The organism is Bradyrhizobium sp. HKCCYLS2038 (genome assembly GCF_051167655.1).
Lineage (GTDB): Bacteria > Pseudomonadota > Alphaproteobacteria > Rhizobiales > Xanthobacteraceae > Bradyrhizobium.
The window spans coordinates 38,027-65,013 of record NZ_JBNPTM010000009.1 but is presented as its reverse complement, the minus strand read 5'-3'; the positions used below and the strand labels follow the sequence as shown (position 1 = coordinate 65,013).

Sequence of the window (26,987 nt, the reverse complement as noted above, 5' to 3'; positions counted from 1 at the left end):
CTGAAGGTTTTCGTCGAAGAAGCCGCCGCACTGGCGTCGATCACGCTGTTCGTTGGGATGATTGCGCTCTGGGCCCAGATCATTCCGCAGCTGTAGTTTTTGCGGCCGTCGCTGCTGGGGAAAAGCCGGACAGCGCGCAGGACCGCCGGACTCGCTCGCGGGCGTCCGATATCATGCGTAGCGAGTCGGTCGGTGACATCGGTTGGCATCGGTTCATGACCTCGCCTGACGGCGGCGGTTCATGACACCGAAGCGCGCTCCCGGACCGCACCGTGATCTCGGAACGCCCCCAGGGAAGTCGCAAGTCGAGCATGTCCAGCGCCGGATTCGTCCATCTCCACGTCCATTCCGCCTATTCGCTGCTGAAGGGCTCGATCAAGATCGGCAAGCTCGGCGAACTCGCCAAGGCCGACCGCCAGCCGGCGCTCGCCTTGACCGACACCGACAACATGTTCGGCGGGCTGGAATTCTCCGACAAGATGGCCGGCTACGGCATCCAGCCGATCGTCGGCTGCGAGCTCGCGATCGATTTCGGCGATATGGACCCCAACGCCCGCAACGCCGGAGCGGTGGCGCAGCCGTCGCGAATCGTTCTGCTGGCTGCGCGCGAGGAGGGCTACCGCCACCTCATGCGGCTGAACTCGCGCGCGTTCCTGGACACGCCGACGCATCAGGCGCCGCACATCAAGTTCGACTGGCTCACCGAAGGCGTCGACGGCGTGATCGCGCTGACGGGCGGCCCCGATGGGCCGATCTCGCTCGCGCTCCAACACGACATGGCCGCGCTGGCAACGCAGCGCTGCGAGCGGCTGGCGAGCCTGTTCGGCGACCGTCTCTATATCGAGCTGCAGCGCCACGGCATCGATCGCGAGCGCCGCGTCGAGGGCGGGCTGATCGACATCGCCTACGAGAAGGGGCTGCCGCTGGTCGCGACCAACGAGCCTTATTTCGCAACCGCCGACGACTACGAGGCGCATGACGCGCTGCTGTGCATCGCAGGCGGCCATCTGATCGCCGACACCGAGCGCGTGCAGCTGACGCCCGAGCATCGCTTCAAGACGCGGGCGGAGATGGCGGTGCTGTTCGCCGACATTCCGGAGGCGCTGGCGTCGACGGTGGAGATCGCCGAGCGCTGCTCGTACCGGCCGCGCACGCGCAAGCCGATCCTGCCGTTCTTCACAGTCGGCGCGGGCAGCGGCGATACCGTGGACGCGGCGAGCGCCGAGGCCGCCGAGCTGAAGCGGCAGGCGGAGGAGGGACTCGCACGGCGCCTCAAGGTCCACGGCATGGCGCCCGGCATGACGGAAGAGGACTATCAGAAGCGGCTCGCCTTCGAGCTCGACGTCATCATGCGCATGAAGTACGCGGGCTACTTCCTGATCGTGTCGGACTTCATCAAATGGGCCAAGGCGCACGGCATCCCGGTCGGACCGGGCCGAGGCTCCGGCGCCGGCTCGCTTGTCGCCTGGGTCTTGACCATCACCGACCTCGACCCGATGCGGTTCGCGCTGCTGTTCGAGCGCTTCCTCAATCCCGAGCGTGTGTCGATGCCGGACTTCGACATCGACTTCTGCCAGGATCGCCGCGGCGAGGTGATCTCCTATGTGCAGCAGCGCTACGGCCGTGACCAGGTGGCGCAGATCATCACCTTCGGCACCTTGCAGGCGCGCGGCGTGCTGCGCGACGTCGGCCGCGTGCTGCAGATGCCCTACGGCCAGGTCGACAAGCTCACCAAGCTGGTGCCGCAGAATCCGGCCGCGCCGGTGACGCTGGCCGCGGCGATCGAGGGCGAGCCGAAGTTGCAGGCGTTCCGCGACGAGGACCCGGTGGTGGCGCGCGCCTTCGACATCGCGATGCGCCTCGAGGGCCTGACGCGGCACGCCTCGACCCACGCCGCGGGCATCGTCATCGGCGACCGGCCGCTCAGCGAGCTGGTGCCGATGTATCGCGATCCGAAATCGGACATGCCGGTCACCCAGTTCAACATGAAGTGGGTCGAGCCGGCCGGACTCGTCAAGTTCGACTTCCTCGGCCTCAAGACGCTGACCGTGCTCGACGTCGCGGTGAAGCTGTTGAAGCAGCGCGACATCCATGTCGATCTCGCGACCTTGCCGATCGACGACGCGCCGAGCTACCAGATGCTGGCGCGGGGTGATGTGGTTGGCGTGTTCCAGGTTGAAAGCCAGGGCATGCGGCGGGCGCTGATCGACATGCGCCCCGACCGGTTCGAGGACATCATCGCGCTGGTCGCGCTGTATCGCCCGGGTCCGATGGCCAACATCCCGACCTACTGCGCGCGCAAGCATGGCGAGGAGGAGCCGGAATATCTGCACCCGATTCTGGAACCGATCCTCAAGGAAACGTTCGGCGTCATCATCTACCAGGAGCAGGTGATGCAGGTCGCGCAGCAGATGTCGGGCTACTCGCTCGGCGAAGCCGACCTGCTGCGCCGCGCCATGGGCAAGAAGATCCGCGCCGAGATGGACAAGCAGCGCGTCCGCTTCGTCGAGGGCGCGGTCAAGAACGGCGTGCCGAAGGACCAGGCCGACACCATCTTCGATCTGCTCGCGAAGTTTGCCGACTACGGCTTCAACAAGTCGCACGCCGCCGCCTATGCGCTGGTATCCTACCACACCGCCTACATGAAGGCGCACTACCCGGTGGAGTTCATCGCGGCGTCGATGACGCTCGACCTCAACAACACCGACAAGCTCTCGGAATTCCGCGCCGAGGCGCAGCGCTTGGGCATCAAGGTCGAGCCGCCGTCGATCAACCGGTCAGGCCCGACCTTCGAGGTCAGCGGCAACACCATCTTCTATGCGCTGGCGGCGCTGAAGGGGGTCGGCCCGCAGGCGATCGAGATGATCGTCGAGGCTCGCAGCAAGGGTGGCCCGTTCACCTCGCTCGCCGACTTTGCCAGCCGCGTCAGTCCACGCGCGATCAACAAGCGCATCATCGAGACGCTGGCCGCGGCTGGCGCCTTCGACTGTCTCGACAAGAACCGCGCCCGCGTGTTCGCCGGAGCCGACGCGATCGTCGCCGCCTGCCAGCGCGCCAACGAGGCTGCGACCTCCGGACAGAACGACATGTTCGGTAACGCCGCCGATGCACCAGCGATCATCCTGCCGAACATCGAGAACTGGCTGCCGGCCGAGCGTCTCAGGCGCGAATACGACGCGATCGGCTTCTTCCTGTCGGGCCATCCGCTCGACGACTACGCCGCCGCGTTGAAGCGGTTGCGGGTGCAGAGCTGGGCCGAGTTCTCGCGCGCGGTGAAGACCGGCGCCACCGCCGGCAAGGTCGCCGCGACCGTGGTGTCGCGCATGGAGCGCCGCACCAAGACCGGCAACAAGATGGGCATCATGGGCCTGTCGGACCCGACCGGTCATTTCGAAGCCGTGCTGTTCTCGGAAGGGCTCGCGCAATATCGCGACGTGCTCGAGCCGGGCGCGGCCGTGCTGTTGCAGCTCGGTGCCGAGCTGCAGGGCGAGGACGTGCGGGCGCGCGTGCTGCATGCCGAGCCGCTCGACGATGCCGCCGCCAAAACGCAGCGCGGCCTGCGCATCTTCCTGCGTGACACCAAGCCGCTCGATTCCATCGTCAAGCGCCTGCAGGGGCCGGAAGCTTCCGGGGCGAACGGCAATGGAGGTCTTGCCAAGGGCGCTGCTGCACCGCCGCTGGCGCCCCGCGCTACGGCGGGCGAGGGCGAGGTCTCGCTGGTGATGATGCTCGACCTGGAGACCGAGGTGGAGATGAAGCTGCCGGGCCGCTTCAAGGTTTCGCCACAAATTGCAGGCGCCATCAAGGCGGTGACCGGCGTGGTCGACGTGCAGCAACTCTGACCGTCAGCGGTCGTGCCCGTCGGTGCAGCCTCGATCGCGCTTCTCTGACGGTCCGAACCGATGATGCGGAACGAAAAAGCTTTGCGCGGCCTGTCCTGACACGCCTCCGTTCAACCGCGGTTCAGCCATGCTCGCGCTGAATCCGGTTGATGGTGCCTTGAAAGGGCTAAGTGATGCGCACGGCCAAGATCATCTTGAGTGTCTCGTTCTGCCTGCTGGCGCTGGCCGCTCTGGCCAATCCTGCCGCAGCGCAGCAGCCGGGAACCGAAAAGCGCATCGCGCTCGTGATCGGCAACAGCGCCTATGCCAAGGGACCGCTGGCCACCGCCGCCAACGACGCCGGCCTGATCGCGCAGACGCTGCAGGCTGCGGGCTTCGACGTGGTGGGTGCCCGCGACCTCGATGCCGACACACTGCGCAAGAGCTTTCGCGATTTCATTCACAAGGCCCAGTCGTCGAATGGCGATACCGTCGCGATGGTCTATCTCGCCGGCTATGGCATGCAGCTTGCCGGCGAGAACTATTTCATCCCGGTCGACGCCAACATCACCGGCGACGTCGACATCCCGACCGAGGGATTGCGTCTCAGCGACTATGTCCGCCAGCTCTCTGCGGTCCCGCTGAAGGCGGGCGTCGTCGTTGTCGACGCGGCGCGCCAGCAGCCCTTCATCGCCAACGCCGCGACGATCGCGGGCGGACTGGCACTGGTCGAGCCCGACAACAACATGCTGATCGCCTTCAATGCGGCGCCGGGCACGATCGCGCCGAACGAGACCGGCGCCTACGGCGTCTATGCGCGTTCGCTCGCGGAGATGATCCGCACCGGCGGTCTGTCGCTGCCGGAGGTGTTCGACCGGCTGCGGCTGCGCGTCAACGAGGAGACCAAGGGCGCGCAGGTGCCGTGGGATGCGCAGAAGGTCCAGGCCGCCTTCACCTTCTTCGAGCGTGCGCCGGACGCGCCCGCGCCGCAGGCCTCGCCCGAGCAGACCGCGGCGCTGCGCGCACGGCCGATTCGCGAGCTGCCGGTGCAGGAGGCCTATGCCGCCGCGCTCGAGCGCGACACCCTGCAAGGCTACGAGGACTTCATGGCCGCCTATCCGGGCGATCCGCTGGCGCGGCGTGTCCGTGCCATCGTAGCCGCACGTCGTGAGGCGCTGACTTGGCGCCGGACCTATCGCAACGACAGCCCGGAAGCCTATTGGTCCTATCTGAAACGCTATCCGTACGGCGCGCATGCCGAGGACGCCCGGCGCCGGCTGTCGATGTTGTCGGCGCAGCTGGCGCCGCCGCCGAGCTTTGCGATGATCGAGTATGACGTGCCGCCACCGCCGCTCGACGAGATCACCTATGTCGAGCGTCCGGTGCTGATGTTCTCGGATCCCGAATTCGACTTCGTGCCGCCCCCGCCGCCGCCGGTCTACGTGCTGCCGCCGCCGCCGCCCGAGTTCATCGACCTGGCGCCGCCCTACGCGCCGGTCGGCGTCTTTATCCTGCCGCGGCCGGTGTTCGTGCCGATCCCGGTCTATGTCCGGCCGCCGGCGATCGTGGTGCCGCCGCCGAACAACATCATCTATCAGAACATCCACAATACGACGGTCATCAACACCGTGATCAACCGTCCTGCGCCCGCCGGGCCGGGAGGAGGGGGTCCGCTGCCAACCGGACCGGCTCCTGCGACATCGCCGGCCGTCGTAGCGACTCCGGCGTTGCCGCCCGCCGCCATGCAGCGCGCCACTTTGATCCAGCAGGGCAAGGCGCCGCTGCCCGGCGCAGGCGTTCCGCCGGGAGGACGTGGTCCGCTCGGAAATCCCGCGGTCGGCGGTCCCCCGCCGCAGGTGGGCCGGCCGGGCTCAGGCGCGGGTGGGCCGCCGGCTGCGAACGCGCTGCCGGTGCCGGGCCGCGGTGCGCCACCGGTTCCACCATCGGCCAACTCGCCGAACCCGCGCGCGCCGCTGACGGCCTCGCCATCACCCGCGCCGGGCCCGGCGCCGGCCAACCAGGCGGTGGGCCCGCCGTCGCGACGGCCGTTGTCGGGCCCGCAGGCGAACCGCACCCCGCCTGGCGCGGCCGCGCTGCCTCCATCGGCAACGCGACGCACGGAGCCGCCATCGGCTGGACCGCGCGGTCCTGACGCGAGGCGTATGCAGCAGGCCGCCCCGCCGCCGATCCAGCGTCGTGAACCGCCGCCACCGCGGTTCAGTGCGCCGCCGCCGCGAGCGCCGTCTGCGCCCGTGGCCCGTGCCGCTCCGCCCCGGCCAGCGCCTCCGCCGCCGATGATGCGTCCGCCTGGCCCGCCGCCGATGGCACGGCCGGCGCCGCCGCCGCAAATGGCGCGCCCGAGCCCTCCGCCGCAGATGGCGCGTCCCAGTCCGCCGCCGCCGATGGCACGACCGGCCCCGCCGCCGATGGCCGCCGTGGCGCGGCCGCCACCGCCCCCGCCGCCAATGGCGAGGCCTGCGCCGCCGCCTCCGCCGCGGCCGGCGCCCCCACCTGCGGCCGGCAAGAAGTGTCCGCCGAACGTTCCGCGTTGTTGATGCCGCGCGCGCCGCGTTGGCGGCGCAGCGGTTGCAACGCCGGCTCGTTTTCGATATTGGCCGGACCGCCGGACTGATCCATCGTGGGGCGCAGGACGTCGGCAGCCGACGACGTTTTGCGGGGGCATCAGTGGTTGCGTTGATCGGATCCTTGCGTCTTGGACTGTTGCGTCTTGGACTGTTGCGCGTTGGATCCTTGCGCGCGCTGGTGTGGCGATGCGCCGCCATCACTGCCGTCTGTTGCGCCGCCGTGATGGGTCTCACCTCGCCGGCCGCAGCCCAGGCGCTGCCCGGCGCGGACACCGTCTACGCGTCGGCACCGCCGCGCCTGCTGCAAATCCGCACGCTGCTTGCCGATGCCGGCCGCCAGACCTCGACCGGGTCCGGCTTCCTGGTCTCCGCCGACGGACTTGCGATCACCAACTACCACGTGGTCTCCGATGCCGCGCTGGAGCCGAAGACCTATCGGCTCGAATATACCGGGGCCGACGGCAGCCAAGGCGCGGTCACGCTGTTGGCGGTCGATCTTCCCAACGATCTCGCGCTGGTTCGCGTCGACAAACAGGATGCGCCGTTCTTCGCGTTCGACAAGGCCGCGCTGGACGGCGCCCTGCCCAAGGGCGAACGGCTCTATTCGCTGGGCAATCCGCTCGATCTCGGCTTCACCATCATCGAAGGCACGTATAACGGCCTCGTCGAGCACAGCTACAACGATCACATCCACTTCACCGGCGCGCTCAATCCCGGCATGAGCGGCGGTCCTGCGGTCAATGCGCAGGGGCAGGTGGTCGGCGTCAACGTGGCCACGCGCCGTGGCGGACAACTGATCAGCTTCCTGGTGCCGGCCCGTTTCGCCGCGGCGCTTCTCGAACGCGGCAAGGATGCCAGGCCGGCCGCCGGCGATCTGCGCAAGGACGTGATCGCGCAGCTCGCGAGCTGGCGCGTCGCGCTGTACAAATCCCTCGGCGACGAGGGTTTTCGCGATCGCGTGTTCGGGTCCTATCAGGCACCGGAGACCCGTGCGGCGTGGTTCGAATGCTGGGCCAGCACCAACGCCAGCGCCTCGCCGAAGCCGCGCGCCAGCATCAATTCGACCAGCTGCAAGGCCGATGCGAGCGTCTATGTCGCCTCCGACCTCAACACCGGCACCGTTGAGGTCAATCACTCCTACGCCAAGTCCATCGACCTCAATCAATTCCAGTTCGCGAACGCGCTGACGCAGCTGGCGCAGCCGCGGCTCACGACGGGCGGCTCGTTCCGCAAATGGTACACGCCGCAGCATTGCCACGAGGATTTCGTCGGCGTCACGCCTGCAGCCGATCATCCGCCGTTGCGCGTCATGTGGTGTGCGCAAGGCTATCGCGAGTTCGAGGGGCTCTATGACGTGGTGCTGGTCGCGGTGACGCAGGATCACCCCGACGAAGCCCTGGTGTCGCGGCTCAGCCTGCAGGCGATCGCCTATGACGACGCATTGCGGATCGGCAAGAGCTTCCTCGAACGGCTGCAGGTCGCGCGATGATCTGGATCGAGATCCTCTCCAAGCATCGCGACGTCGCCGGCCGCTTCCGCGTCGACGCCACCGAGATCAGCATCGGCCGCGGCTACGACAACCACGTCATCCTCGATGATCCCTATGTCGCCGCGCGACACCTCCGCATCTTCCGCGACGGCGAAGGCCGTCTCGTTGCCGAGGACCTCGGCAGCGCCAACGGCCTGTTTCTCGACCGGAGCAAGAGCCGCAAGCCGCAACTCGTGCTCGACGGCATCAAGCCGATCCGGATCGGCCAGACGCTGCTGCGGGTGCGCGACGCCGCCCATGCCGTCGAGCCGGAGCGGCTGGCGGGATCCGAGCGCAGCACGCTCCCGGTCGTCGCCGCCGTCCTGCTCGGCGCCGTGCTGCTTGCGATGAATGCGATCCTGGTCTGGTTCGCACAGGTCTCAGAGCCGCATCTGTCGGACTATCTCGTGCCGACGCTGACCATGATCGGGGTCGTCGTGGCTTGGGTGGGTGTCTGGGCGCTGCTCGCGCGGCTGTTCTCAGGGCGCTCGCATTTCCTCCGGCATCTCCTGATCGCCGAGGCCGGGCTCGTCGTGTTCTGGCTGTATAGCGAGCTCGCGCAGATCGCCTCGTTCGCGCTCAACTGGACGGCCGTCTTCACCTACGGCTACGTCGTTTCCTGGATCATCCTGGCGGCAGCGTGCCTGCTGCATTTGCGCGAGGTGGGGCGGACGCATCTGCTCGCCAAGGTCGTCGTTGTCGGCCTCCTGCTGGTCGTAGCGATCGCGGTGCAGACGCTGCAGCGGTCGGAAGCCTACGCAAATTCCGGACGGCCCAATCTCAGCCACCTGCTCATGCCGCCCTCGCTGCGCCTTGTCCCGCTGCGGAACCAGGAGGCCCTGTTCGACGATGTCAGCCGGCTGAAGGCCAAGCTCGACGCCGATCGCGCCGAGGCGCGGGGAGCGGGTGCGGACCGCTGAGCAGAGCGTGAGTCTCTTGGCCTGAGGTTCGAAGGTCCCGAGTTCCCGTCGTAGCCTCGTTCATGGTATCCAGATGCGCCACGGGTAAGGAAGGGACGGAATACGCGGCTGTCTCGCGCAAGATCGGTCCGCCCGTCGGCGGCCTGACCGGACCTTGGTGATGGCGGTTGCGAGTCCCAGCAACCCCAACCAGGGGCCGGTCGACATCTGGCCGCTGGACGAGCCCAGCGCCGGAATTGCGTTCGCGGAGCTGCTCGAGACGGAATAGGGCCCATTTTCCTTGCGTTGCGCCAAAATCCGGCTATATAGCGCGCCATCTCACACGGAAACTTGGCTCTCCTAGAGGGCGTCCGGTGGCAAACCGGGCCGAACGGCCTGTTTTTGCTCACGCGTTTCCGGAGGAATCAACCGGAGAATATTAGAATGGCGCTGCCCGACTTCACTATGCGCCAGCTGCTCGAAGCTGGCGTTCACTTTGGTCACCAGTCTCACCGCTGGAATCCGAAAATGGCCGATTTCATTTTCGGGACCCGTAATAACATCCACATCATCGACCTCGCCCAGACCGTGCCGCTGCTGCACACGGCGCTGCAGGCCGTCAGCGATACTGTCGCCAAGGGCGGCCGCATCCTGTTCGTCGGCACCAAGCGCCAGGCTCAGGACAACGTCGCCGACGCCGCCAAGCGCTGCGCGCAGTACTTCGTCAATTCGCGTTGGCTCGGCGGCACGCTGACCAACTGGAAGACGATCTCGGCGTCGATCAAGCGCCTGCGTCACCTCGATGAGGTGCTGTCCTCCGGCGAGGCGAACTCCTACACCAAGAAGGAGCGCCTGACCCTGCAGCGCGAGCGCGACAAGCTCGATCGCTCGCTCGGCGGCATCAAGGACATGGGCGGTCTGCCCGACTTGATCTTCGTGATCGACACGAACAAGGAAGACATCGCGATCCAGGAGGCTCAGCGCCTCAACATTCCGGTCGCCGCGATCGTCGACACCAACTGCGATCCGAAGGGCATCACCTACGTGGTCCCCGGCAACGATGACGCCGGCCGCGCCATCTCGATTTATTGCGACCTGATCGCGCGTGCCGCCATCGATGGCATCTCGCGTGCGCAGGGTGATCTCGGCGTCGACATCGGCGCCTCGGCGGCTCCGCTCGAGGAAGATCTTCCGGCCGCGTCCGCCTTCCAGGGGTTGCCTGGTCCGCGCGGCACCGCCGACGATCTCAAGAAGCTCACCGGCGTGTCCGGTGCGATCGAGAAGAAGCTCAACGACCTCGGCATCTTCCACTACTGGCAGCTCGCCGAGCTCAATCACGACACGGCGCACAAGATCGGCGAAGAAGTCGGTCTGCCGAGCCGTGCGGATGCCTGGGTAGCTCAGGCCAAGTCGCTCGCCGACGCCTAAGACGACACGACACGAATCTGGCCGGCGTCGCACGCCGGCCATCGCGACTGAGATGGGTGTTTCCTGGCAGCGGACGGCGATGAGCCATCCGCTGCGTCGCGCTTTGGACAGGCAAAAGGACGTTCAACAATGGCGAATATCACCGCAGCGATGGTGAAGGACCTGCGCGAGTCGACCGGCGCGGGCATGATGGATTGCAAGGCCGCGCTCACCGAGACCGGTGGCGACATGCAGGCGGCGCAGGATTGGCTGCGCAAGAAGGGCCTGTCGAAGGCTGCCAAGAAGGCCGGCCGCGTCGCGGCCGAGGGCCTGATCGGCGCGCTGACCGCGGGCAAGAAGGGCGTTGTCGTCGAGGTCAACTCGGAAACCGACTTCGTTGCGCGCAACGAGCACTTCCAGGGGCTGGTCAAGATGATCGCCCAGGTCGCGCTCGACGTCGGCGCCGATGTCGAGAAGATCAAGGCCGCCAAGGTCGGCAGCATCACGGTCGAGGCCGCGATTGCCGATTCGATCGCGACCATCGGTGAGAATCAGTCGCTGCGCCGCGCGGCCGCGCTCGAAGTGAGCGAGGGCGTGGTGGCGAGCTACGTCCATGGCGCGGTCATCGAGGGTGCCGGCAAGCTTGGCGTCATCGTGGCGCTGGAGTCGCCGGGCAAGACCGACGAGCTCGCGGTGCTCGGCCGTCAGCTCGCGATGCATGTCGCAGCCGCCAATCCGCAGGCGATCGATGCCGCCGGTCTCGATCCGGAGATCGTCAAGCGCGAGAAGGACGTGCTCGCCGACAAGTATCGTCAGCAGGGCAAGCCGGAGAACGTGATCGAGAAGATCGTCGAGTCCGGCCTGAAGACCTACTACAAGGAAGTCACCCTGCTCGAGCAGGCCTTCATCCACGACAGCGGCAAGTCGGTCGCGCAGGCGCTGAAGGAAGCCGAGGGCAAGGTCGGCGGTCCGATCAAGGTGGCCGGTTTCGTGCGCTACGCGCTCGGTGAGGGCATCGAGAAGGAAGAGACCGACTTCGCCGCCGAAGTCGCCGCCGCCAGCGGCAAGAAGTAACGACTGGGAACGGTCACGATCCGGCGCGGTCTTCGCGCCGGATCTCAACGCGCGGGATAGGAGAGCATTGGCACATGGCTGAGCCGGTCTATCGTCGCGTCGTGGTCAAGTTGTCCGGCGAGTATCTCGCGGGCCCGCATTCCTTCGGCATCGACCAGCCGACCGTCGATCGCATCGCCGACGACCTCATCGCGGCCCAGAAGCTTGGCATCGAGATCGCCGTCGTCGTCGGCGGTGGCAACATGGTGCGCGGCGTCGAGGTGTCGTCGCAAGGTGTCTCGCGCGCGACCGGCGACACCATGGGCATGCTGGCCACGGTCATGAACAGCCTGGCCCTGGAGGCGGCCTTGCAGCGCAAGGCAGCGCCGGCGGTGGCTCTGTCGGCCTTCGTGATGCCGCAGGTCTGCGAGCTGTTCACGCGCGCTGCGGCGCACAAGTCGCTCGCCGAAGGCCGTATCGTGGTGCTCGGCGGCGGCACCGGCAATCCGTATTTCACGACCGATACGACGGCGGTGTTGCGGGCCGCTGAAATTGGCGCCCAGGCGGTGCTGAAGGCCACCAATGTCGACGGCGTGTACAGTGCCGATCCGAAGAAGGATCCGGCCGCCAAGCGCTTCGACCGGCTGACCCATTCGCAGGCGATCGAGGGCGGCTACAAGGTCATGGACGCGACCGCTTTCGCCCTTGCCCGGGAAGCGTCGCTGCCTATCATTGTCTTCTCAATTGCCGAACCCGGATCGATCGTTGCGATGCTGCAGGGCGCCGGGCGCGGTACGATCGTCGCGGGGTAGGTCCCCGCGGCTGGCCGGTGTTGGACGGGTCTCCAGCCTACGGTAGAAGCGTAAGCGAGACAGGAATTCATCGGGGAGTCGCGTGAGTCCGGCCGCCAGCCCGTCAGGGTCCGGCAGAACCGGCCGCAGAGCCCCGGGTTGCAGGAAAGGAAAGCGTGATGAGCACGGGCAATTTCGACCTCAACGAGCTGAAGCGCCGCATGCAGGGCGCGACGCAGGCGCTGAAGCACGAGCTCGGCGGCCTGCGCACCGGCCGCGCCTCGGCCTCGATGGTCGAGCCGGTCCAGGTCGAGGCCTATGGCTCGCACATGCCGCTCAACCAGCTCGCCACGGTCTCTGTGCCGGAGCCGCGGCTGCTCTCGGTGCAGGTGTGGGACCGCTCGATGGTCAAGGCCGTCGAGAAGGCGATCGTCGATTCCAATCTCGGCCTGTCGCCGGCGACCGAAGGCCAGGTGATCCGCTTGCGCATCCCCGAGCTCAACCAGGAGCGCCGCAAGGAGCTGGTCAAGGTCGCGCACAAATACGCGGAAGCTGCCCGCGTCGCGGTGCGTCACGTCCGCCGCGACGGGCTCGACACGCTCAAGAAGCTCGAGAAGAATCACGAGATGTCCGAGGACGATCAGGAGCGCTTCGCCGGCGACGTGCAGAAGGCGACGGACAGCGTGATCTCGGAGATCGACCAGCTGCTGGCGGCGAAGGAAAAGGAAATCCTCACCGTCTGAAGGATGCTTTTCATGTCCAATGCCGCGGCCCCCGTGACGGAGGCGCCGGACCGGTCCGACGCGCCGGCCCATGTTGCCATCATCATGGATGGCAACGGCCGCTGGGCTGCGGCGCGCGGGCTGCCGCGCGCGGAAGGTCATCGCCGCGGCGTCGAGGCGTTGCGCCGCGTCGTGCGAGCGTCGCATGAGCTGGGCATCCGCTATCTCACCATCTTCTCGTTCTCGTCGGAAAACTGGTCGCGACCGGCGAGCGAGATCGGTGATCTGTTCGGCCTGTTGCGCCGCTTCATCCGCAACGATCTCGCGACCCTGCATCGTGACGGTGTGCGCGTGCGGGTGATCGGCGAGCGCGAGGGGCTCGAGCCCGACATCTGCGCGCTGCTGAGCGAGGCCGAAGAACTGACCCGCGGCAACACCAGGCTCACGCTGGTGGTCGCCTTCAATTACGGCTCGCGCCAGGAGATCGCACGTGCGGCACAGCGTCTGGCGCGCGAGGTGGCCGAGGGACGGCGCGATCCGGCCTCGATCGATGCCGACGCCATCGGGAGCTATCTCGATGCGCCCGACATTCCCGATCCCGATCTCATCATCCGCACCAGTGGTGAGCAGCGGCTGTCGAACTTCCTGATGTGGCAGGCGGCCTATAGCGAGCTGGTGTTCGTGCCCCAGCATTGGCCCGACTTCGACAAGGCCGCGCTCGAAGGCGCGATTGCCGAGTTCAGCCGGCGCGAGCGGCGCTTCGGCGGCCTCGTGGCGAAAACCGCATCGTGAGCAAGCGCGAGACCGCAGCCGTCGCATCCGCGCCGCCGAGGAAGGCCGGGCCAAGCAATCTGCTGTTGCGGATTGCCGCCGCGCTCGTGCTGGTGCCACTGGCGCTGGGCGCTGCCTATGCCGGCGGCGCATTCTGGACCGCGCTGGTGACGCTGGTCGCGGTTGGCCTCTATCTCGAATGGCTGATGGTGGTGGGCGAGGTCCGCACCACGAGCGTGGGCACGGTTGGCGCGTTGGCGATTACGCTCGCCGGCATCTGCTGTGCGTTCGGCCTGATCAACGTCGCTTTTGTCGTGCTCGCTCTCGGGCTCGTGCTGGTCACGATCCTTGCGGCCGGCCGCCGCCTGTGGAGCGCGACCGGATTCGTCTATGCGGCGGCCGCCGAGCTCGCCTCCGTGCTGGTGCGCTTCGATGCGTCCGAGGGATGGCGCGCGCTCGTGCTGGTGTTTCTGGTGGTGTGGGCGAGCGACATCGGCGGCTATGTCGCGGGTCGTGGCATCGGCGGGCCCAAGCTCGCGCCGCGGATCAGCCCGAACAAGACCTGGGCCGGCGCGATCGGCGGCTTCGCCGCCAGCCTCGCGGTCTCAGCGGGATGGTCGCTCGCCGGTGCCGGTGGTCTCGTCGTCATGCTGGCGGTGGCGGCGGTGCTCTCTGTGGTGTCGCAGCTGGGTGACCTCGCCGAATCCGCCGTCAAGCGGCGGTTCGGCGTCAAGGACTCAGGTCACATCATTCCCGGTCATGGCGGCCTACTGGACCGCCTGGACGGCTATGTCGCGGCGATCGCGCTTGCGGCCATCGTGGGTTTGCTGCGCGGCGGCCTCGACGGGGTCGGCCGCGGTCTTCTGGTTTGGTGACCGGCACTTGCCGACCGGTCGAGATTGTTTGGTGAAAACATGAGCGCAGTGCCATTGCGGAACAACAAGGCCGGGGCGGGGGAGGTGCGCAGCATCACCGTGCTCGGCGCCACCGGCTCGATTGGCGATTCGACCATGGACCTGTTGCGCGGCGCGCCTGAGCGCTACCGGGTCGAGGCGCTGACCGGCAACAGCAACATCGAGGGGCTCGCCAAGCTCGCGCGCGAGTTCAATCCCAGGTTCGTGGCGGTGGCCGATCCGGCTCGCCTTGGCGAGTTGCGCGAGGCACTCGCCGGCACCGGAATCGAATGCGGGGCCGGGGAGAGCGCCATCATCGAGGCGGGCGCACGTCCCGCCGACTGGGTCATGGCCGCCGTATCCGGTGCTGCCGGCCTGAAGCCGGCGCTGGCGGCGGTCGACCGCGGCGCGACGGTGGCGCTCGCCAACAAGGAATGCCTGGTCTGTGCCGGCGATTTCTTCATGCAGCGGGCCGCCCAGGCCAACGCCTGCATCCTGCCGGCCGATTCCGAGCACAACGCGCTGTTCCAGGCGCTGTCTTCGGGCAATCGCGAGGAACTGGTGCGGGTCATCATCACCGCGTCAGGCGGTCCGTTCCGCACATGGGCGGCGAAGGACATCGAGCAGGCGACGCTCGCGCAGGCGCTCAAGCATCCGAACTGGAGCATGGGGCAAAAGATCACGATCGATTCGGCCTCGATGATGAACAAGGGCCTCGAGGTGATCGAGGCGTCGTATTTGTTCGCGCTCAGCCCGGACGAGATCGACGTGCTGGTGCACCCGCAGTCGATCGTCCACGGCATGGTCGAGTTCTCGGACCGCTCCGTCGTGGCCCAGCTCGGCGCGCCCGACATGCGCATCCCGATCGCCCACTGCCTCGGCTGGCCGGAGCGCATCAAGGGACCGTCGGCGCGGCTCGACCTCGCCAAGATCGGCACCTTGACGTTTGAGGCGCCCGACTTTGAGCGGTTCCCGGGGTTGAGGCTGGCCTACGATTCGCTTCGGGCCGGCCATGGCGCCACGACGGTGTTCAACGCGGCCAACGAGGTCGCGGTGGCGGCGTTCATCGGCGGCCAGATCCGCTTCGGCGCCATTGCCCGCCTCGTCGAGGCGACGCTCGAGCATTGGGCCAGATCAGGTAGTCAAGCACCTCTTGGCTCGGCGGACGATGCCATCGCCATTGACCATGATGCGCGAAAAAGGGCGGCTAGCCTCTTGCCTCAAATCGCCGCAAAAGCATCTTAGAGGGTTGAGCGAGCCGCCGGCTCGCGGGAAGGTTATGGGATGTCCGAATTTTTCCACCACATTTTCAATACGTTGAGCAGCGGCCTGCTCGGCACCATCGTCCCGTTCCTGTTCGTGCTGACGATCGTCGTCTTCTTCCACGAGCTCGGCCACTTCCTGGTCGCGCGCTGGGCCGGCGTGAAGGTCCTAACGTTTTCGCTCGGATTTGGTCCGGAATTGATCGGTTTCAACGACCGCCACAACACCCGCTGGAAGATCTCGGCGATCCCGCTCGGCGGCTATGTGAAATTCTTCGGTGACGAGTCCGAGGCGTCGACCCCGTCGGCCGAGGCGCTCGCCAAGATGACCGCCGAGGAGCGGGCCGACAGCTTCCATCACAAGACGGTCAGCCAGCGCGCCGCCATCGTGGCCGCCGGCCCGATCGCCAATTTCATCCTCGCCGTCATCATCTTTGCGGGTATGGCGCTGTATTTCGGCAAGCCGAACACGACCCCCCGGGTCGATGCGGTTCAGCCGGACAGCGTCGCAGCCGCGGCGGGCTTCAAGAGTGGTGACGTGATCTCGGCCATCGACGGCCGGGCGATCGAGACCTTCGCCGATATGCAGCGCATCGTCTCGGTCAGCGCCGGCACCGAATTGTCGTTTCTGATCAAGCGTGAGGGCACGGAACTCACGCTGAAGGCGACGCCGGCGCTGAAGGAGGTCAAGGACCTGTTCGGCAACAGCCACCGAATCGGTGTGTTGGGCATCCAGTACAACGCCAAGCCGGACGAATCGCGCTCGATCCCGGTGGGTTTCTTCGAATCGATCAAGATCGGCTTCGAGCAGGTCTGGTTCATCATCGCCACAACTTTCAAGTTCATTGCATCGCTGTTCGCGGGTGCCGGGAGCGCCGGTGACGTCGGCGGACCGATCCGAATCGCACAACTTTCGGGACAGGCTGCGAGCCTGGGTTTCCAATTCGTTGTGCAGCTCTGTGCGACGCTGTCGGTGTCGATCGGGCTCCTGAACCTGTTCCCGGTTCCGCTGCTCGACGGCGGACACCTGTTGTTTTACGGGGTTGAGGCGGTCCGCGGCCGCCCATTGTCGGAGCGCGCGCAGGAGATGGGGTTCCGAATTGGGCTCGGGCTGGTCCTGATGCTGATGGTGTTCGCCACCTATAACGACATCCTTCATCTCGCCGGCTCTTGAACGAGGCATTTTTACGACGTGGCCGATAGGCAACGTTTTGAAACGAATTTGGAAATTCGGAGACATCCGGCGTTTGCCATAGGGTTCAAATTGGCTACAAGCGAACGACAAATGGGAATCTGTCGGTTCGGTAGGGGTACCAAACCGGCATCGGAATAAGGGCGCATAGCGCATGAAGTTCGGATTGCGGGTGCGGGGGGGCTTGCTGGCCGCCTCTATCATGTTCGCCGTTCCGGTGGCTCTGCCGCTGGCGAATGTGGTTCTGTCGTCGCCAGCTGCTGCGCAGTCGGTCAACGCGATCGAAGTGGTGGGCAACCGCCGCGTCGAAGTGGAAACCATCCGCTCCTATTTCAAGCCCGGCCCGGGCGGCACGCTGGATGCCGGCCGTATCGATGACGGCCTCAAGGCGCTGATCGAGACCGGCCTGTTCTCCGACGTGAAGATCAACCGCCAGGGCGCGCGTCTGGTCGTGACCGTCGTCGAGAACCCGGTCATCGGCCGCGTCGCGTTCGAGGGCAACAAGAAGGTCAAGGACGAGCAGCTTTCCACCGAGGTGCAGTCCAAGCCGCGCGGCACGCTGTCGAAGCCGATGGTGCAGTCCGACGCGCAGCGCATCGCCGAGATCTATCGCCGTTCGGGTCGCTATGACGTTCGCGTCACGCCGGAATTCATCGAACAGCCGAACAACCGCGTCGACCTGATCTTCACGATCGAGGAAGGCGTCAAGACCGGCGTGAAGTCGATCGATTTCGTCGGCAACAACGCATACTCGTCCTATCGTCTGAAGGACGTGATCAAGACCCACGAGACCAATCTGCTGAGCTTCCTCGGCTCCGGCGACGTCTACGATCCGGACCGGGTCGAGGCCGATCGCGACCTCATCCGCCGGTTCTACCTGAAGAACGGCTATGCCGACGTCCAGGTCGTCGCGGCGCTCACCGAATATGATCCCGAGCGCAAGGGCTTCCTGGTCACCTTCAAGATCGAGGAAGGCCAGCAATACCGGGTCGGTTCCGTCGACTTCCAGTCCTCGATTGCGACGCTCGACGCCAATTCGCTGCGCTCGTTCTCCCGCGTGAACGTCGGCTCGCTGTACAACGTCGAGAGCCTCGAGAAGTCGGTCGAGGAGATGCAGATCGAGGCTTCGCGGCGCGGCTACGCGTTCGCGGTGGTCCGTCCGCGCGGTGACCGCAATTTCGACGCGCACACGGTGTCCGTCGTGTTCGCCGTCGACGAGGGTCCGCGCACCTACATCGAGCGCATCAACATTCGCGGCAACACCCGGACCCGCGATTACGTCATCCGCCGCGAGTTCGACATCTCCGAGGGCGACGCCTACAATCGCGCCCTGGTCGATCGTGCCGAGCGCCGCCTGAAGAACCTCGACTTCTTCAAGGACGTTAAGATCACGACCGAGCCGGGCTCGTCGAGCGACCGCGTCATCCTGGTCGTCTCCCTGGAAGAGAAGTCGACCGGCGACTTCTCGGTCTCGGGCGGCTATTCGACCACCGACGGTGCGCTGGCCGAGGTTTCGATCTCCGAGCGCAACTTCCTCGGTCGCGGCTTGTTTGCCAAGGCGTCGGTGACCTACGGCCAGTTCGCGCGCGGCTATTCGTTGTCCTTCGTCGAGCCCTATCTGCTCGACTACCGCGTCGCGCTCGGTCTCGATCTCTATCAGCGCCAGCAGCTCGCCAACAACTTCATCTCCTACGGCACCAAGACGATCGGCTTCAGCCCGCGGCTCGGCTTCCAGCTGCGCGAGGATCTGTCCCTGCAGGTGCGCTACTCGCTCTACCGCCAGGAGATCCAGCTGCCGACGACGCTGTCGAACTGTAACAATGGCGGTGGCGGCAGCACGTTGCCCTTCAACCCGACGCCCGCTTTCATCAATGCCAACCCGGGCAATGCCGCCGCTCAGGCGATCTCTGCGGCGACCGGCGGCCTCGGGTGCTTCTCCGACGGCGAGGCTTCGCTGCCGGTTCGCCAGGAGCTGGCGAAGGGCGCCACGCTGACCTCGTCGCTCGGCTACACGCTGAACTACAACACGCTCGACAACAACAAGAACCCGACCGACGGTCTGCTCGTCGACTTCAAGCAGGACTTCGCGGGTGTTGGCGGCGACGTGTCGTATCTGAAGTCGGCGTTCGACGCGAAGTACTTCACCCCGCTGGTGTCGGACATCGTCAGCATCGTCCACCTTCAGGGCGGCATCCTGAACAAGATCGGCAATACGCAACTGCGCATGCTCGATCACTTCCAGATGGGTCCGAACCTGGTTCGCGGCTTCGCACCGAACGGCATTGGTCCGCGTGACATCAATCCGTTCGGCACGCAGGACGCTCTGGGCGGCACCAAGTACTGGGGCGCCTCTCTCGAACTGCAGATGCCGTTCTGGTTCCTGCCCAAGGAAGTGGGCCTGAAGGGTGCCGTTTACGCCGACGCCGGCGGCCTGTGGGGTTACCAGGGAACGACGGGTTGGGCGCTGACGGGTGAGACGAATGCCCCTGGCTGTACCCCGCCGAAGCGCGCAACCGGTACGACGCCTGCCAGTGCCGGCACCTGTCTCGGCCTGCAGTTCAATGACCAGAACACGGTTCGCAGTTCGGTGGGCGTGGGTCTGGTGTGGGCGTCGCCGTTCGGTCCGCTGCGCTTCGACTACGCGATCCCGCTCACCAAGGGCCAGTTCGACCGGACGCAGGAATTCCGGTTCGGCGGCGGCACCTCGTTCTAAGCCTTGGATCGTCCAAAACCGGATTGGCGTAGAGCCGCCGCACCGGTGTAAGAGATGGGAGCTCGGTTCCGGGAGACCGGAGCCGGGCTCTGACTTTTTGTCCTGAGAGTACTTTTGTCCTGAGAGTACAGCGGAATGGCTCAGCCGACCTTCTTCCAGTCCCCTCCGACGACGACGCTGGCTGCGATCGCGGCGGCCGTGAAGGCCACGCTGGTCGATCCCTCGCGCGGCGAGCAGGTGATCAAGGGATTGGCTGCGCTCGATGAGGCCGGCCCGATGCACCTGGCCTTCTTCGACAACCTCAAATACGCCGACCAGCTGACGCGCACCAAGGCCGGCGCTTGTCTGGTCAGCCCGCGCTTCGAGGCCCGGGTGCCGGCCCACGTCGCAATCGTCAGGGCCAACCAGCCGTTTCGTGCCTTCGTGCAGCTGGCGCGCGAGATGCACGCCGACTCGCTGCGCCCGTTATCCTGGTTCGGCTGTGACGGGATCTCGCCGCAGGCGATCATCGATCCCACCGCGCGGCTCGAGGATGGCGTCATCGTCGAGCCTCTGGCGGTGATCGGCGCCCATGTCGAGATCGGGGCAGGGACCATCGTCGGCGCCGGCGCCGTGATCGGTCCGCACGTCAAGATCGGGCGCGACTGCAACGTCGGCGCCCGTACCGTCATTCAATGCGCCCTGATCGGCAACGACGTGCTGATCCATCCGGCCTGCAGCATCGGCCAGGACGGCTATGGCTTCATCTTCTTCGGAGCGAACGGGCACACCAAGGTGCCGCAGACCGGGCGGGTGCTGATCCAGAACCACGTCGAGGTCGGCGCCGGCACCACGATCGACCGTGGCAGCCTGCGCGACACTGTCATCGGCGAGGGCACCAAAATCGACAATCAGGTCCAGATCGGCCACAATGTCACGATCGGACGGCATTGCCTGCTGGCGGCGCAGATCGGACTGGCAGGAAGCCTCACGATCGGCGACAACGTCGCGCTCGGGGCCAAGGTCGGCATCAACAACCACGTCACCATCGGCGACGGCGCGCAGGTGACCGCGATGAGCGGCGTCAAGGACGACATCCCGCCGAATGGACGGTGGGGCGGGTTGTTCGCCAAGCCGACCAAGCAGTGGTTTCGCGAGATCTTTGCGGTGGAACGGCTGGCGCGTGATCAAGCGGCAGCGAACAAGAACGAAGGACAGGAGTGATGGAGGAGTCACCCATCAGGTTTGCGGACATCGACGTCAACGAGATTCTCAAGACGCTTCCGCACCGTTACCCGTTTCTCCTGATCGACCGGGTGAAGAACATTCGCGCTGATTACAGCGGCATCGGCGTCAAGAACGTCTCGATCGGGGAGCCGTGCTTCCAGGGCCACTTCCCGGAGCGGCCGGTCTATCCGGGCGTGCTGATGATCGAAGGCATGGCGCAGACCGCCGGCGTGATCGGCATCAAGTCGGTCGAGGGCACCGAAAAGCCGCGCGCGGTGTATTTCCTAACCATCGACAAGTGCAAGTTCCGCAAGCCGGTGCTGCCTGGCCAGACCATCGAGTACCACATGCGCTCGATCGGCCGGCGCAAGGCGATGTGGTGGTTCCATGGGGACGCCAAGGTCGACGGCGTGGTTGTCGCCGAGGCCGATGTCGGCGCGATGCTGACCGACTGACGTTGCTGGCAGAGAGTTGATTGCGTCGAGATGAGTAAGATCGATCCCACCGCCCGCGTCGAGGATGGCGCCATTATCGGCGACGGCACCGTCATCGGGCCGTTCTGCATGATCGGCCCCAACGTCGTGATCGGGGCCAATTGCACACTGATCAGTCACGTCCAGATCATGGGCCACACAACGATCGGCGACAACAACGTGATCTCGCCCTTCGTCGTGCTCGGCGGCGCGCCACAGGATCTCAGTTATCGCGGCGAGCCGCATCGGCTCGAGATCGGCTCTGGCTGCACCTTCCGCGAAGGCGTGACGATGAACATCGGCACCACCAAGGGCGGCGGCCTCACCAGGGTCGGCGACGGCGGGTTCTTCATGAACAACGCCCATGTCGCCCATGACTGCGTGGTCGGCAACAACGTGATCTTCGCGACGTCGGCGACGCTGGGCGGTCATGTCGAGGTCGGCGATGCCGTCTACATCGGCGGCCTGTCTGCGGTGCATCAGTTCACGCGCATCGGCCATGGCGTCATGGTCGGAGGCGTCTGCGGCGTGCGCGGCGATATCATCCCGTATGGTCTCGTCAACGGCCAGTATGCCGCGCTGGAAGGCCTCAATGTCATCGGCATGAAGCGCCGCAAGTTCACCCGCGAGCGGCTCGCCGCCGTGCGGGCGTTCTATCAGAAGCTGTTCCATGGCCCCGGCGTGTTTGCCGATCGCCTGGCAGCCGTGCGGCCGCTCGCGGGCGAGGATCCGGCGATCGCCGAGATCCTGGCCTTCATCGACGGTGGCCGTCATCGCGCGCTGTGTCTGCCGGAGATCGGCCGATCCGCGCCTGCTGCCGAGTTCTGACGGTCATGGGCGGACCCGCTACCGAGACGCCCCCGCCTGTCGGCATCATCGCCGCCGGTGGCGTGTTGCCCTTTGCGGTGGCCGCTGAGATCGTCGCGCGCGGCCAGACCCCGCTGCTGTTCGCGCTGAAGGGCATCTGCGATCCCAGGCAGGTAGAACGGTTCCGCCATCACTGGATCGGCCTCGGGCAGCTCGGCAATGCGCTCAAGCTGCTCAAGACCGAGGGCTGCCGTGATCTGCTGTTCATCGGCAACCTGGTTCGTCCCGCCGTGTCGGAGATCCGGTTCGACTGGGGGACGCTGCGCGAGCTGCCCTACATCTGGTCGGCGTTCCGCGGCGGTGACGATCATCTGCTGTCGGGCATCGGGCGCATCTTCGAACGCCACGGCTTCCGCATGCTCGGGGTCAAGGACGTCGCGCCCAACCTGCTCGTTCCCGAAGGGCGGCTGACGCGCAGCTGGCCCAACGATCTGCTGACCGGCGACATCGCCAAGGGGATGGCCGTGCTGCGCGCGATGGCCCCGTTCGATGTCGGGCAGGCGGTCGTCGTGATCGACGGTCATGTCGTGGCGCTCGAGGATATCGAAGGCACCGATGGGCTCCTCGCCCGCGTGGCGCGGCTGCGTGCCGATCGCCGCATCCGGGCCGCGGCCGGACGAGGCGTGCTGGTGAAGGCGCCCAAGGCCGGCCAGGACCTCCGCTACGACCTGCCCACCATCGGCCCGCGCACCATCGAAGGGGTTGCGGCCGCGGGTCTCGCCGGCGTCGCCGTCGCTGCGGCGCATACGTTGCTGGCCGACCCGCAGGAGACGGTCTCGGCAGCCGATCGCGCCGGGGTGTTCATCACGGGCGTTGCTGCGTGACGGCGCGACCACCGGCCGGCCCAGCCATCCGCAGGATCTGCCTGGTCGCGACCGAGGAGTCCGGCGATCGCATCGGCGCCAGCCTGATGAAGGTGCTGCGCCAGCGGCTCGGTGATGGCGTCGAATTCTCCGGCGTCGGCGGACGCGGCATGATCGGCGAGGGCCTCGCCTCGCTGTTTCCGATCGAGGAGCTCTCGATCATGGGCTTCACCGCGGTGTTGAAGCAGCTGCCGAAGATCCTGCGCCTGCTCCGCGGCACAGTGGACGCCGTCATCGCCAGCCAGCCCGACGTGCTCGTCATCATCGACAGCCCCGACTTCACCCAGCGCGTCGCCAAGCGGGTTCGCGCCCGCGATCCCGCCATCCCGATCGTGAACTACGTCGCGCCGACCGTGTGGGCGTGGCGGCCGGGCCGCGCCAGGACGATGCGCGGCTACATCGATCACGTCCTCGGCCTGCTGCCATTCGAGCCTGACGCATTTCGCCGGCTGGGCGGGCCGCCCTGCACCTATGTCGGCCATCCTCTGATCGAGCAGCTTGCGAGCCTGCGGCCGAACCCGGCCGAGCAGGCGCGTCGCGACGCCAAGCCGCCGGTGCTGCTGGTGCTGCCGGGCAGCCGCCGCAGCGAGATCGCACGCCACATGGCGGTGTTCGGTGAGACGCTGGGCCGCCTGCAGGCGCAGGGCATCGCCTTCGAGGCCGTGCTGCCGACCACGCCGCATCTCGAACCCGCCGTCAGGGCAGGGGTGGCGAACTGGCCGGTGGTGCCCGTCATCGTCACCGGAGAGGCCGAGAAGCGCGCCGCCTTCCGGAGCGCCCATGCCGCGTTCGCCAAGTCCGGTACCGTGACGCTCGAGCTCGCGATCTCCGGCGTGCCGATGGTCACCGCCTATCGCGTCGGCGAGGTCGAGGCCTTCATCCTGCGGCGCGTCGTCAAGGTGTCCTCCGTGATCCTTGCCAATCTCGTGATCGGCGAGAACGTGATTCCGGAATTCCTGCAGGAGGCCTGCACCGCCGACAATCTCGCGCCGGCGCTGCTCGATGTTCTCGGCGACGGGCCGATCCGCACCCGCCAGGTCGCGGCGTTCAACCGGCTCGATGACATCATGTCGACCGGCGGCGTCCCGCCCAGCGTGCGCGCCGCCGACATCGTGCTGGTGACGATGCGCGGGGGACATCGGGACGTGTCCTGATGAGTTGGCCTCAGCTGCAAGGTGGGCGAAATCGGGACTTGTATCGTGTGTCGCTACTCAAGTCGCAGCCGGCCGGCGCTTCACGGCTCGAAGCTCTAAGAGTGCACCATTCGCACGAGATCTTTTCCGAGCTGTTCCAAGCTCAAGAACAGATTCGAGGCTTCGGCCAAAAAGACGAAAAGGAATGCGTGCACGAGGTACATGCGGTTGCCGAGCGCAACGAGGATCCGTTCGATCACGACGCGCGGATACGGAGGCTTGGTGAAAAGCACGACGAATGCCACGCCCAGAACCAGCGAGCCGGCGACATCGCTTGGATAGTGAAACGCAAAGGCCACCCTGGATAGCGCAACGACGACGGTCGCCCAAAGGAAGCAGAGCCATCCAGCGAATCTATTCTCGATGAACACCACCGTCGCAAGGCCGAAGAACAGCGTCGCGGTATCGCTTGGAAACGAGCTCTGGCGGTCCCAGCTCCAGGGGACGGCGACGGTGTTCAAATGCAGTGCTGGATCCAGAAGAGGACGCGTGTGGATGAAGACGTGGAATTGGACCCAGACGGACAGCACCGTCGCCAGGCAGACTCCGAACAGTCCTGCCAGCATTCGACTCCGGCGCCTCGCACAATCGTCGACGAACCACAGCGCGACGAGCGAGCCGAATATCGGGACGCCTCTGAACAGGGAATTGGTCGCAAGCTCATAGAAGCCGGCATGCGTTCCAGCGAGCGCGTTCAGCCCAAGTAACAGGTCCTGATCCAAACTGCCGGTCATCTCCTTAGCCAAGCCAAAATGTAAACGCTGGACAGCCATCCCTCGCAAACTGCGGCAATGGGCAGCAAGCACAACATCCGATCGTGGTTAACCCAGCGGGGCGCGTGGCCCGGTCGGAGCGGCATCGCGCGTGTGAATGGGTCTGCAGCCTCGTTCGGGTAGCGTCGACATCGAAGGCGCTCTTTCCAGACGATGGTGCCGTAGGGTGGGCAAAGACGCGGGCATGCTGCATCCATCAGCGAGATCGCAATGGCGTCGTGCCGACCGTCTTGCTGATTGGTTCGCTGATCGACGGTGGGCACGCTGCCGCCTTTCGGCGGCCGCTTTGCCCACCCTACGAAGCCGAGCGTTCCTCAAGATTCGGCGCAAGAATATCCAAGCGCAAAGCAAAAGGCCCGTCCAGCGCGGACGGGCCTTTCGTGATTGATTTCGTGCTGCTGCGATCAGCCGCGCTTGTCGAGGTCGACGTACTGGCGCGTGGTCACGCCGGTGTAGAGCTGGCGCGGACGGCCGATCTTCTGCTGCGGATCCTCGATCATCTCGCTCCACTGGCTGATCCAGCCGACGGTGCGGGCGACCGCGAACAGCACGGTGAACATCGAGACCGGGAAGCCCATCGCCTTCAGCGTGATGCCCGAATAGAAGTCCACGTTCGGATACAGCTTGCGATCGATGAAGTACTGGTCGCTGAGCGCGATCTTCTCCAGCTCCATCGCGACCTTCAGCATCTGGTCGTCGCCGTGGCCGGTCTCCTTCAGCACCGCGTGACACATCTTCTGCATGATCTTGGCGCGCGGATCGTAGTTCTTGTAGACGCGATGGCCGAAGCCCATCAGGCGGACTTCGCTGTTCTTGTCCTTCACCTTGGCGATGAACTCGGGAATCTTGTCGACCGTGCCGATCTCGGCCAGCATGTTCAGCGCCGCTTCGTTGGCGCCGCCATGCGCCGGACCCCACAGGCAGGCGATGCCGGCGGCGATGCAGGCGAACGGGTTGGCGCCCGAGGAGCCGGCGATGCGCACCGTCGAGGTCGAGGCGTTCTGCTCGTGGTCGGCGTGCAGGATGAAGATCTTGTCGAGCGCGTCGGCGAGCACCGGGTTGATCTTGTAGTCCTCGCACGGCACCGCGAAGCACATGTTGAGGAAGTTGCCGGCGAACGACAGCGAGTTCTTCGGGTACACGAAGGGCTGGCCGACCGAATATTTATAGGCCATCGCCGCGAGCGTCGGGATCTTCGCGATCATCCGCATCGAAGCAATCATCCGCTGCTTCGGATCGTTGATGTCGGTGGAGTCGTGGTAGAACGCAGCCAGCGCGCCGACCGAGGCCACCATGACCGCCATCGGATGGGCATCGCGGCGGAAGCCCTGGAAGAACCGGGCCATCTGCTCGTGCACCATCGTGTGATGGGTCACGCGATGGTCGAAATCCTGCTTCTGCGCCTTGGTCGGGAGCTCCCCGTACAGCAGGAGGTAGCAGGTCTCCAGGAAGTCGCCCTTCTCGGCAAGCTGCTCGATCGGGTAGCCGCGGTATTCCAGGACGCCGGCGTCGCCGTCGATATAGGTGATCTTGGACTGGCAGCTGCCGGTGGAGGTAAAGCCGGGGTCATAGGTGAACATCCCGGCCTGGGCGTAGAGCTTGCCGATGTCGATGACGTCGGGGCCCACCGTGCCGCTCAGGATCGGAAGATCGAAATTCTTGTTGCCGACGGTGAGGGTCGCGGTCTTGCTTGCGGATTTGGCGTCCATCGTTTGTCCCCGATGCGATCGTTAGGCTTGGCCCTTGTTCTTTGCGAGAGATGGCAGGGCGGGTGGACTTTATCTAGTGCGGCGGCTTTGACATTCGCGTCACTTCGCATCGAACCTTGCTGCGAACACCTTAAGCGACCGTCAAATCCGAAACCGTACTGGAATCTTATACTTACTAGTGTCCTTCAGCCCCTGACATCCGTAAACGAGCCCGCCGCAACGTGTCGTGAATGTCAAAGCCGGGGGCACCAGCTGTGGCGCACAAA

20 protein-coding genes are annotated in these 26,987 nt (G+C 66.0%); 18 read left to right on the top strand and 2 right to left on the bottom strand.

Annotated features, from left to right (window positions below; all coding sequences use genetic code 11):
* The first annotated feature begins 311 nt into the window (after positions 1–311).
* From dnaE to lpxB, 18 genes are all read left to right on the top strand, one after another.
* A complete protein-coding gene (dnaE, locus tag ACQR1I_RS30690) occupies positions 312–3,842 on the top strand; it encodes a DNA polymerase III subunit alpha (protein WP_434870101.1) in 3,531 nt (1,176 codons plus the stop codon).
* A 173-nt stretch (positions 3,843–4,015) separates the two neighbouring features.
* On the top strand, positions 4,016–6,376 hold the full coding sequence (locus ACQR1I_RS30685; protein ID WP_434870102.1) for a caspase family protein: 2,361 nt from the start codon (positions 4,016–4,018) through the stop codon (positions 6,374–6,376).
* A gap of 253 nt (positions 6,377–6,629) precedes the next feature.
* On the top strand, positions 6,630–7,895 hold the full coding sequence (locus tag ACQR1I_RS30680) for a S1C family serine protease (protein ID WP_434888859.1): 1,266 nt from the start codon (positions 6,630–6,632) through the stop codon (positions 7,893–7,895).
* Positions 7,892–8,854 carry an FHA domain-containing protein gene (locus ACQR1I_RS30675; RefSeq protein ID WP_434870103.1) on the top strand — a complete coding sequence of 321 codons (963 nt, stop codon included), beginning with the start codon at positions 7,892–7,894 and terminating at the stop codon, positions 8,852–8,854. The genes ACQR1I_RS30680 and ACQR1I_RS30675 overlap by 4 nt, the downstream gene beginning before the upstream one ends.
* A 423-nt stretch (positions 8,855–9,277) precedes the next feature.
* Entirely contained in the window at positions 9,278–10,261 is a 984-nt protein-coding gene (locus ACQR1I_RS30670) for a 30S ribosomal protein S2 (protein WP_434870104.1), read from the top strand.
* A 129-nt stretch (positions 10,262–10,390) separates the two neighbouring features.
* Positions 10,391–11,314, top strand: a complete 924-nt coding sequence (gene tsf / locus ACQR1I_RS30665; RefSeq protein WP_434870105.1) for a translation elongation factor Ts — start codon at positions 10,391–10,393, stop codon at positions 11,312–11,314.
* Positions 11,315–11,388: 74 nt separating this feature from the next.
* Positions 11,389–12,105 (top strand): UMP kinase, encoded by a 717-nt coding sequence (pyrH, locus tag ACQR1I_RS30660; RefSeq protein WP_434870106.1) that lies wholly within the window; start codon positions 11,389–11,391, stop codon positions 12,103–12,105.
* Positions 12,106–12,263: 158 nt separating this feature from the next.
* Positions 12,264–12,827, top strand: a complete 564-nt coding sequence (gene frr, locus ACQR1I_RS30655; RefSeq protein WP_315799731.1) for a ribosome recycling factor — start codon at positions 12,264–12,266, stop codon at positions 12,825–12,827.
* A 12-nt stretch (positions 12,828–12,839) separates the two neighbouring features.
* Entirely contained in the window at positions 12,840–13,598 is a 759-nt protein-coding gene (locus ACQR1I_RS30650) for an isoprenyl transferase (RefSeq protein WP_434870107.1), read from the top strand.
* Positions 13,595–14,452: a phosphatidate cytidylyltransferase gene (locus ACQR1I_RS30645; RefSeq protein WP_434870108.1), complete on the top strand. Its 858-nt coding sequence runs from the start codon at positions 13,595–13,597 to the stop codon at positions 14,450–14,452. The genes ACQR1I_RS30650 and ACQR1I_RS30645 overlap by 4 nt, the downstream gene beginning before the upstream one ends.
* Positions 14,453–14,491: 39 nt before the next feature.
* Entirely contained in the window at positions 14,492–15,715 is a 1,224-nt protein-coding gene (gene dxr, locus ACQR1I_RS30640) for a 1-deoxy-D-xylulose-5-phosphate reductoisomerase (protein ID WP_434870109.1), read from the top strand.
* A 39-nt stretch (positions 15,716–15,754) separates the two neighbouring features.
* Positions 15,755–16,906, top strand: a complete 1,152-nt coding sequence (rseP, locus tag ACQR1I_RS30635; protein WP_434870110.1) for an RIP metalloprotease RseP — start codon at positions 15,755–15,757, stop codon at positions 16,904–16,906.
* Positions 16,907–17,078: 172 nt separating this feature from the next.
* Positions 17,079–19,637, top strand: a complete 2,559-nt coding sequence (gene bamA / locus ACQR1I_RS30630; protein WP_434870111.1) for an outer membrane protein assembly factor BamA — start codon at positions 17,079–17,081, stop codon at positions 19,635–19,637.
* A 135-nt stretch (positions 19,638–19,772) separates the two neighbouring features.
* Positions 19,773–20,840, top strand: coding sequence for a UDP-3-O-(3-hydroxymyristoyl)glucosamine N-acyltransferase (gene lpxD, locus ACQR1I_RS30625; protein ID WP_434870112.1), 1,068 nt, complete (start codon positions 19,773–19,775; stop codon positions 20,838–20,840).
* On the top strand, positions 20,840–21,298 hold the full coding sequence (gene fabZ / locus ACQR1I_RS30620; RefSeq protein WP_434870113.1) for a 3-hydroxyacyl-ACP dehydratase FabZ: 459 nt from the start codon (positions 20,840–20,842) through the stop codon (positions 21,296–21,298). The genes lpxD and fabZ overlap by 1 nt, the downstream gene beginning before the upstream one ends.
* Positions 21,299–21,328: 30 nt before the next feature.
* Positions 21,329–22,144, top strand: a complete 816-nt coding sequence (gene lpxA, locus ACQR1I_RS30615; protein ID WP_434870114.1) for an acyl-ACP--UDP-N-acetylglucosamine O-acyltransferase — start codon at positions 21,329–21,331, stop codon at positions 22,142–22,144.
* 5 nt (positions 22,145–22,149) lie between these two features.
* Positions 22,150–23,007: an LpxI family protein gene (locus ACQR1I_RS30610; RefSeq protein WP_434870115.1), complete on the top strand. Its 858-nt coding sequence runs from the start codon at positions 22,150–22,152 to the stop codon at positions 23,005–23,007.
* Positions 23,004–24,200: a lipid-A-disaccharide synthase gene (gene lpxB, locus ACQR1I_RS30605; protein WP_434870116.1), complete on the top strand. Its 1,197-nt coding sequence runs from the start codon at positions 23,004–23,006 to the stop codon at positions 24,198–24,200. The genes ACQR1I_RS30610 and lpxB overlap by 4 nt, the downstream gene beginning before the upstream one ends.
* A gap of 95 nt (positions 24,201–24,295) precedes the next feature.
* Here the strand turns inward: lpxB and ACQR1I_RS30600 are convergent, their stop codons facing one another.
* Both ACQR1I_RS30600 and gltA read right to left on the bottom strand, forming a co-directional pair.
* Positions 24,296–24,973: a phosphatase PAP2 family protein gene (locus ACQR1I_RS30600; protein ID WP_434870117.1), complete on the bottom strand. Its 678-nt coding sequence runs from the start codon at positions 24,971–24,973 to the stop codon at positions 24,296–24,298.
* Positions 24,974–25,416: 443 nt separating this feature from the next.
* Positions 25,417–26,721 (bottom strand): citrate synthase, encoded by a 1,305-nt coding sequence (gltA, locus tag ACQR1I_RS30595; protein ID WP_434870118.1) that lies wholly within the window; start codon positions 26,719–26,721, stop codon positions 25,417–25,419.
* Between the last annotated feature and the right edge of the window lie 266 nt (positions 26,722–26,987).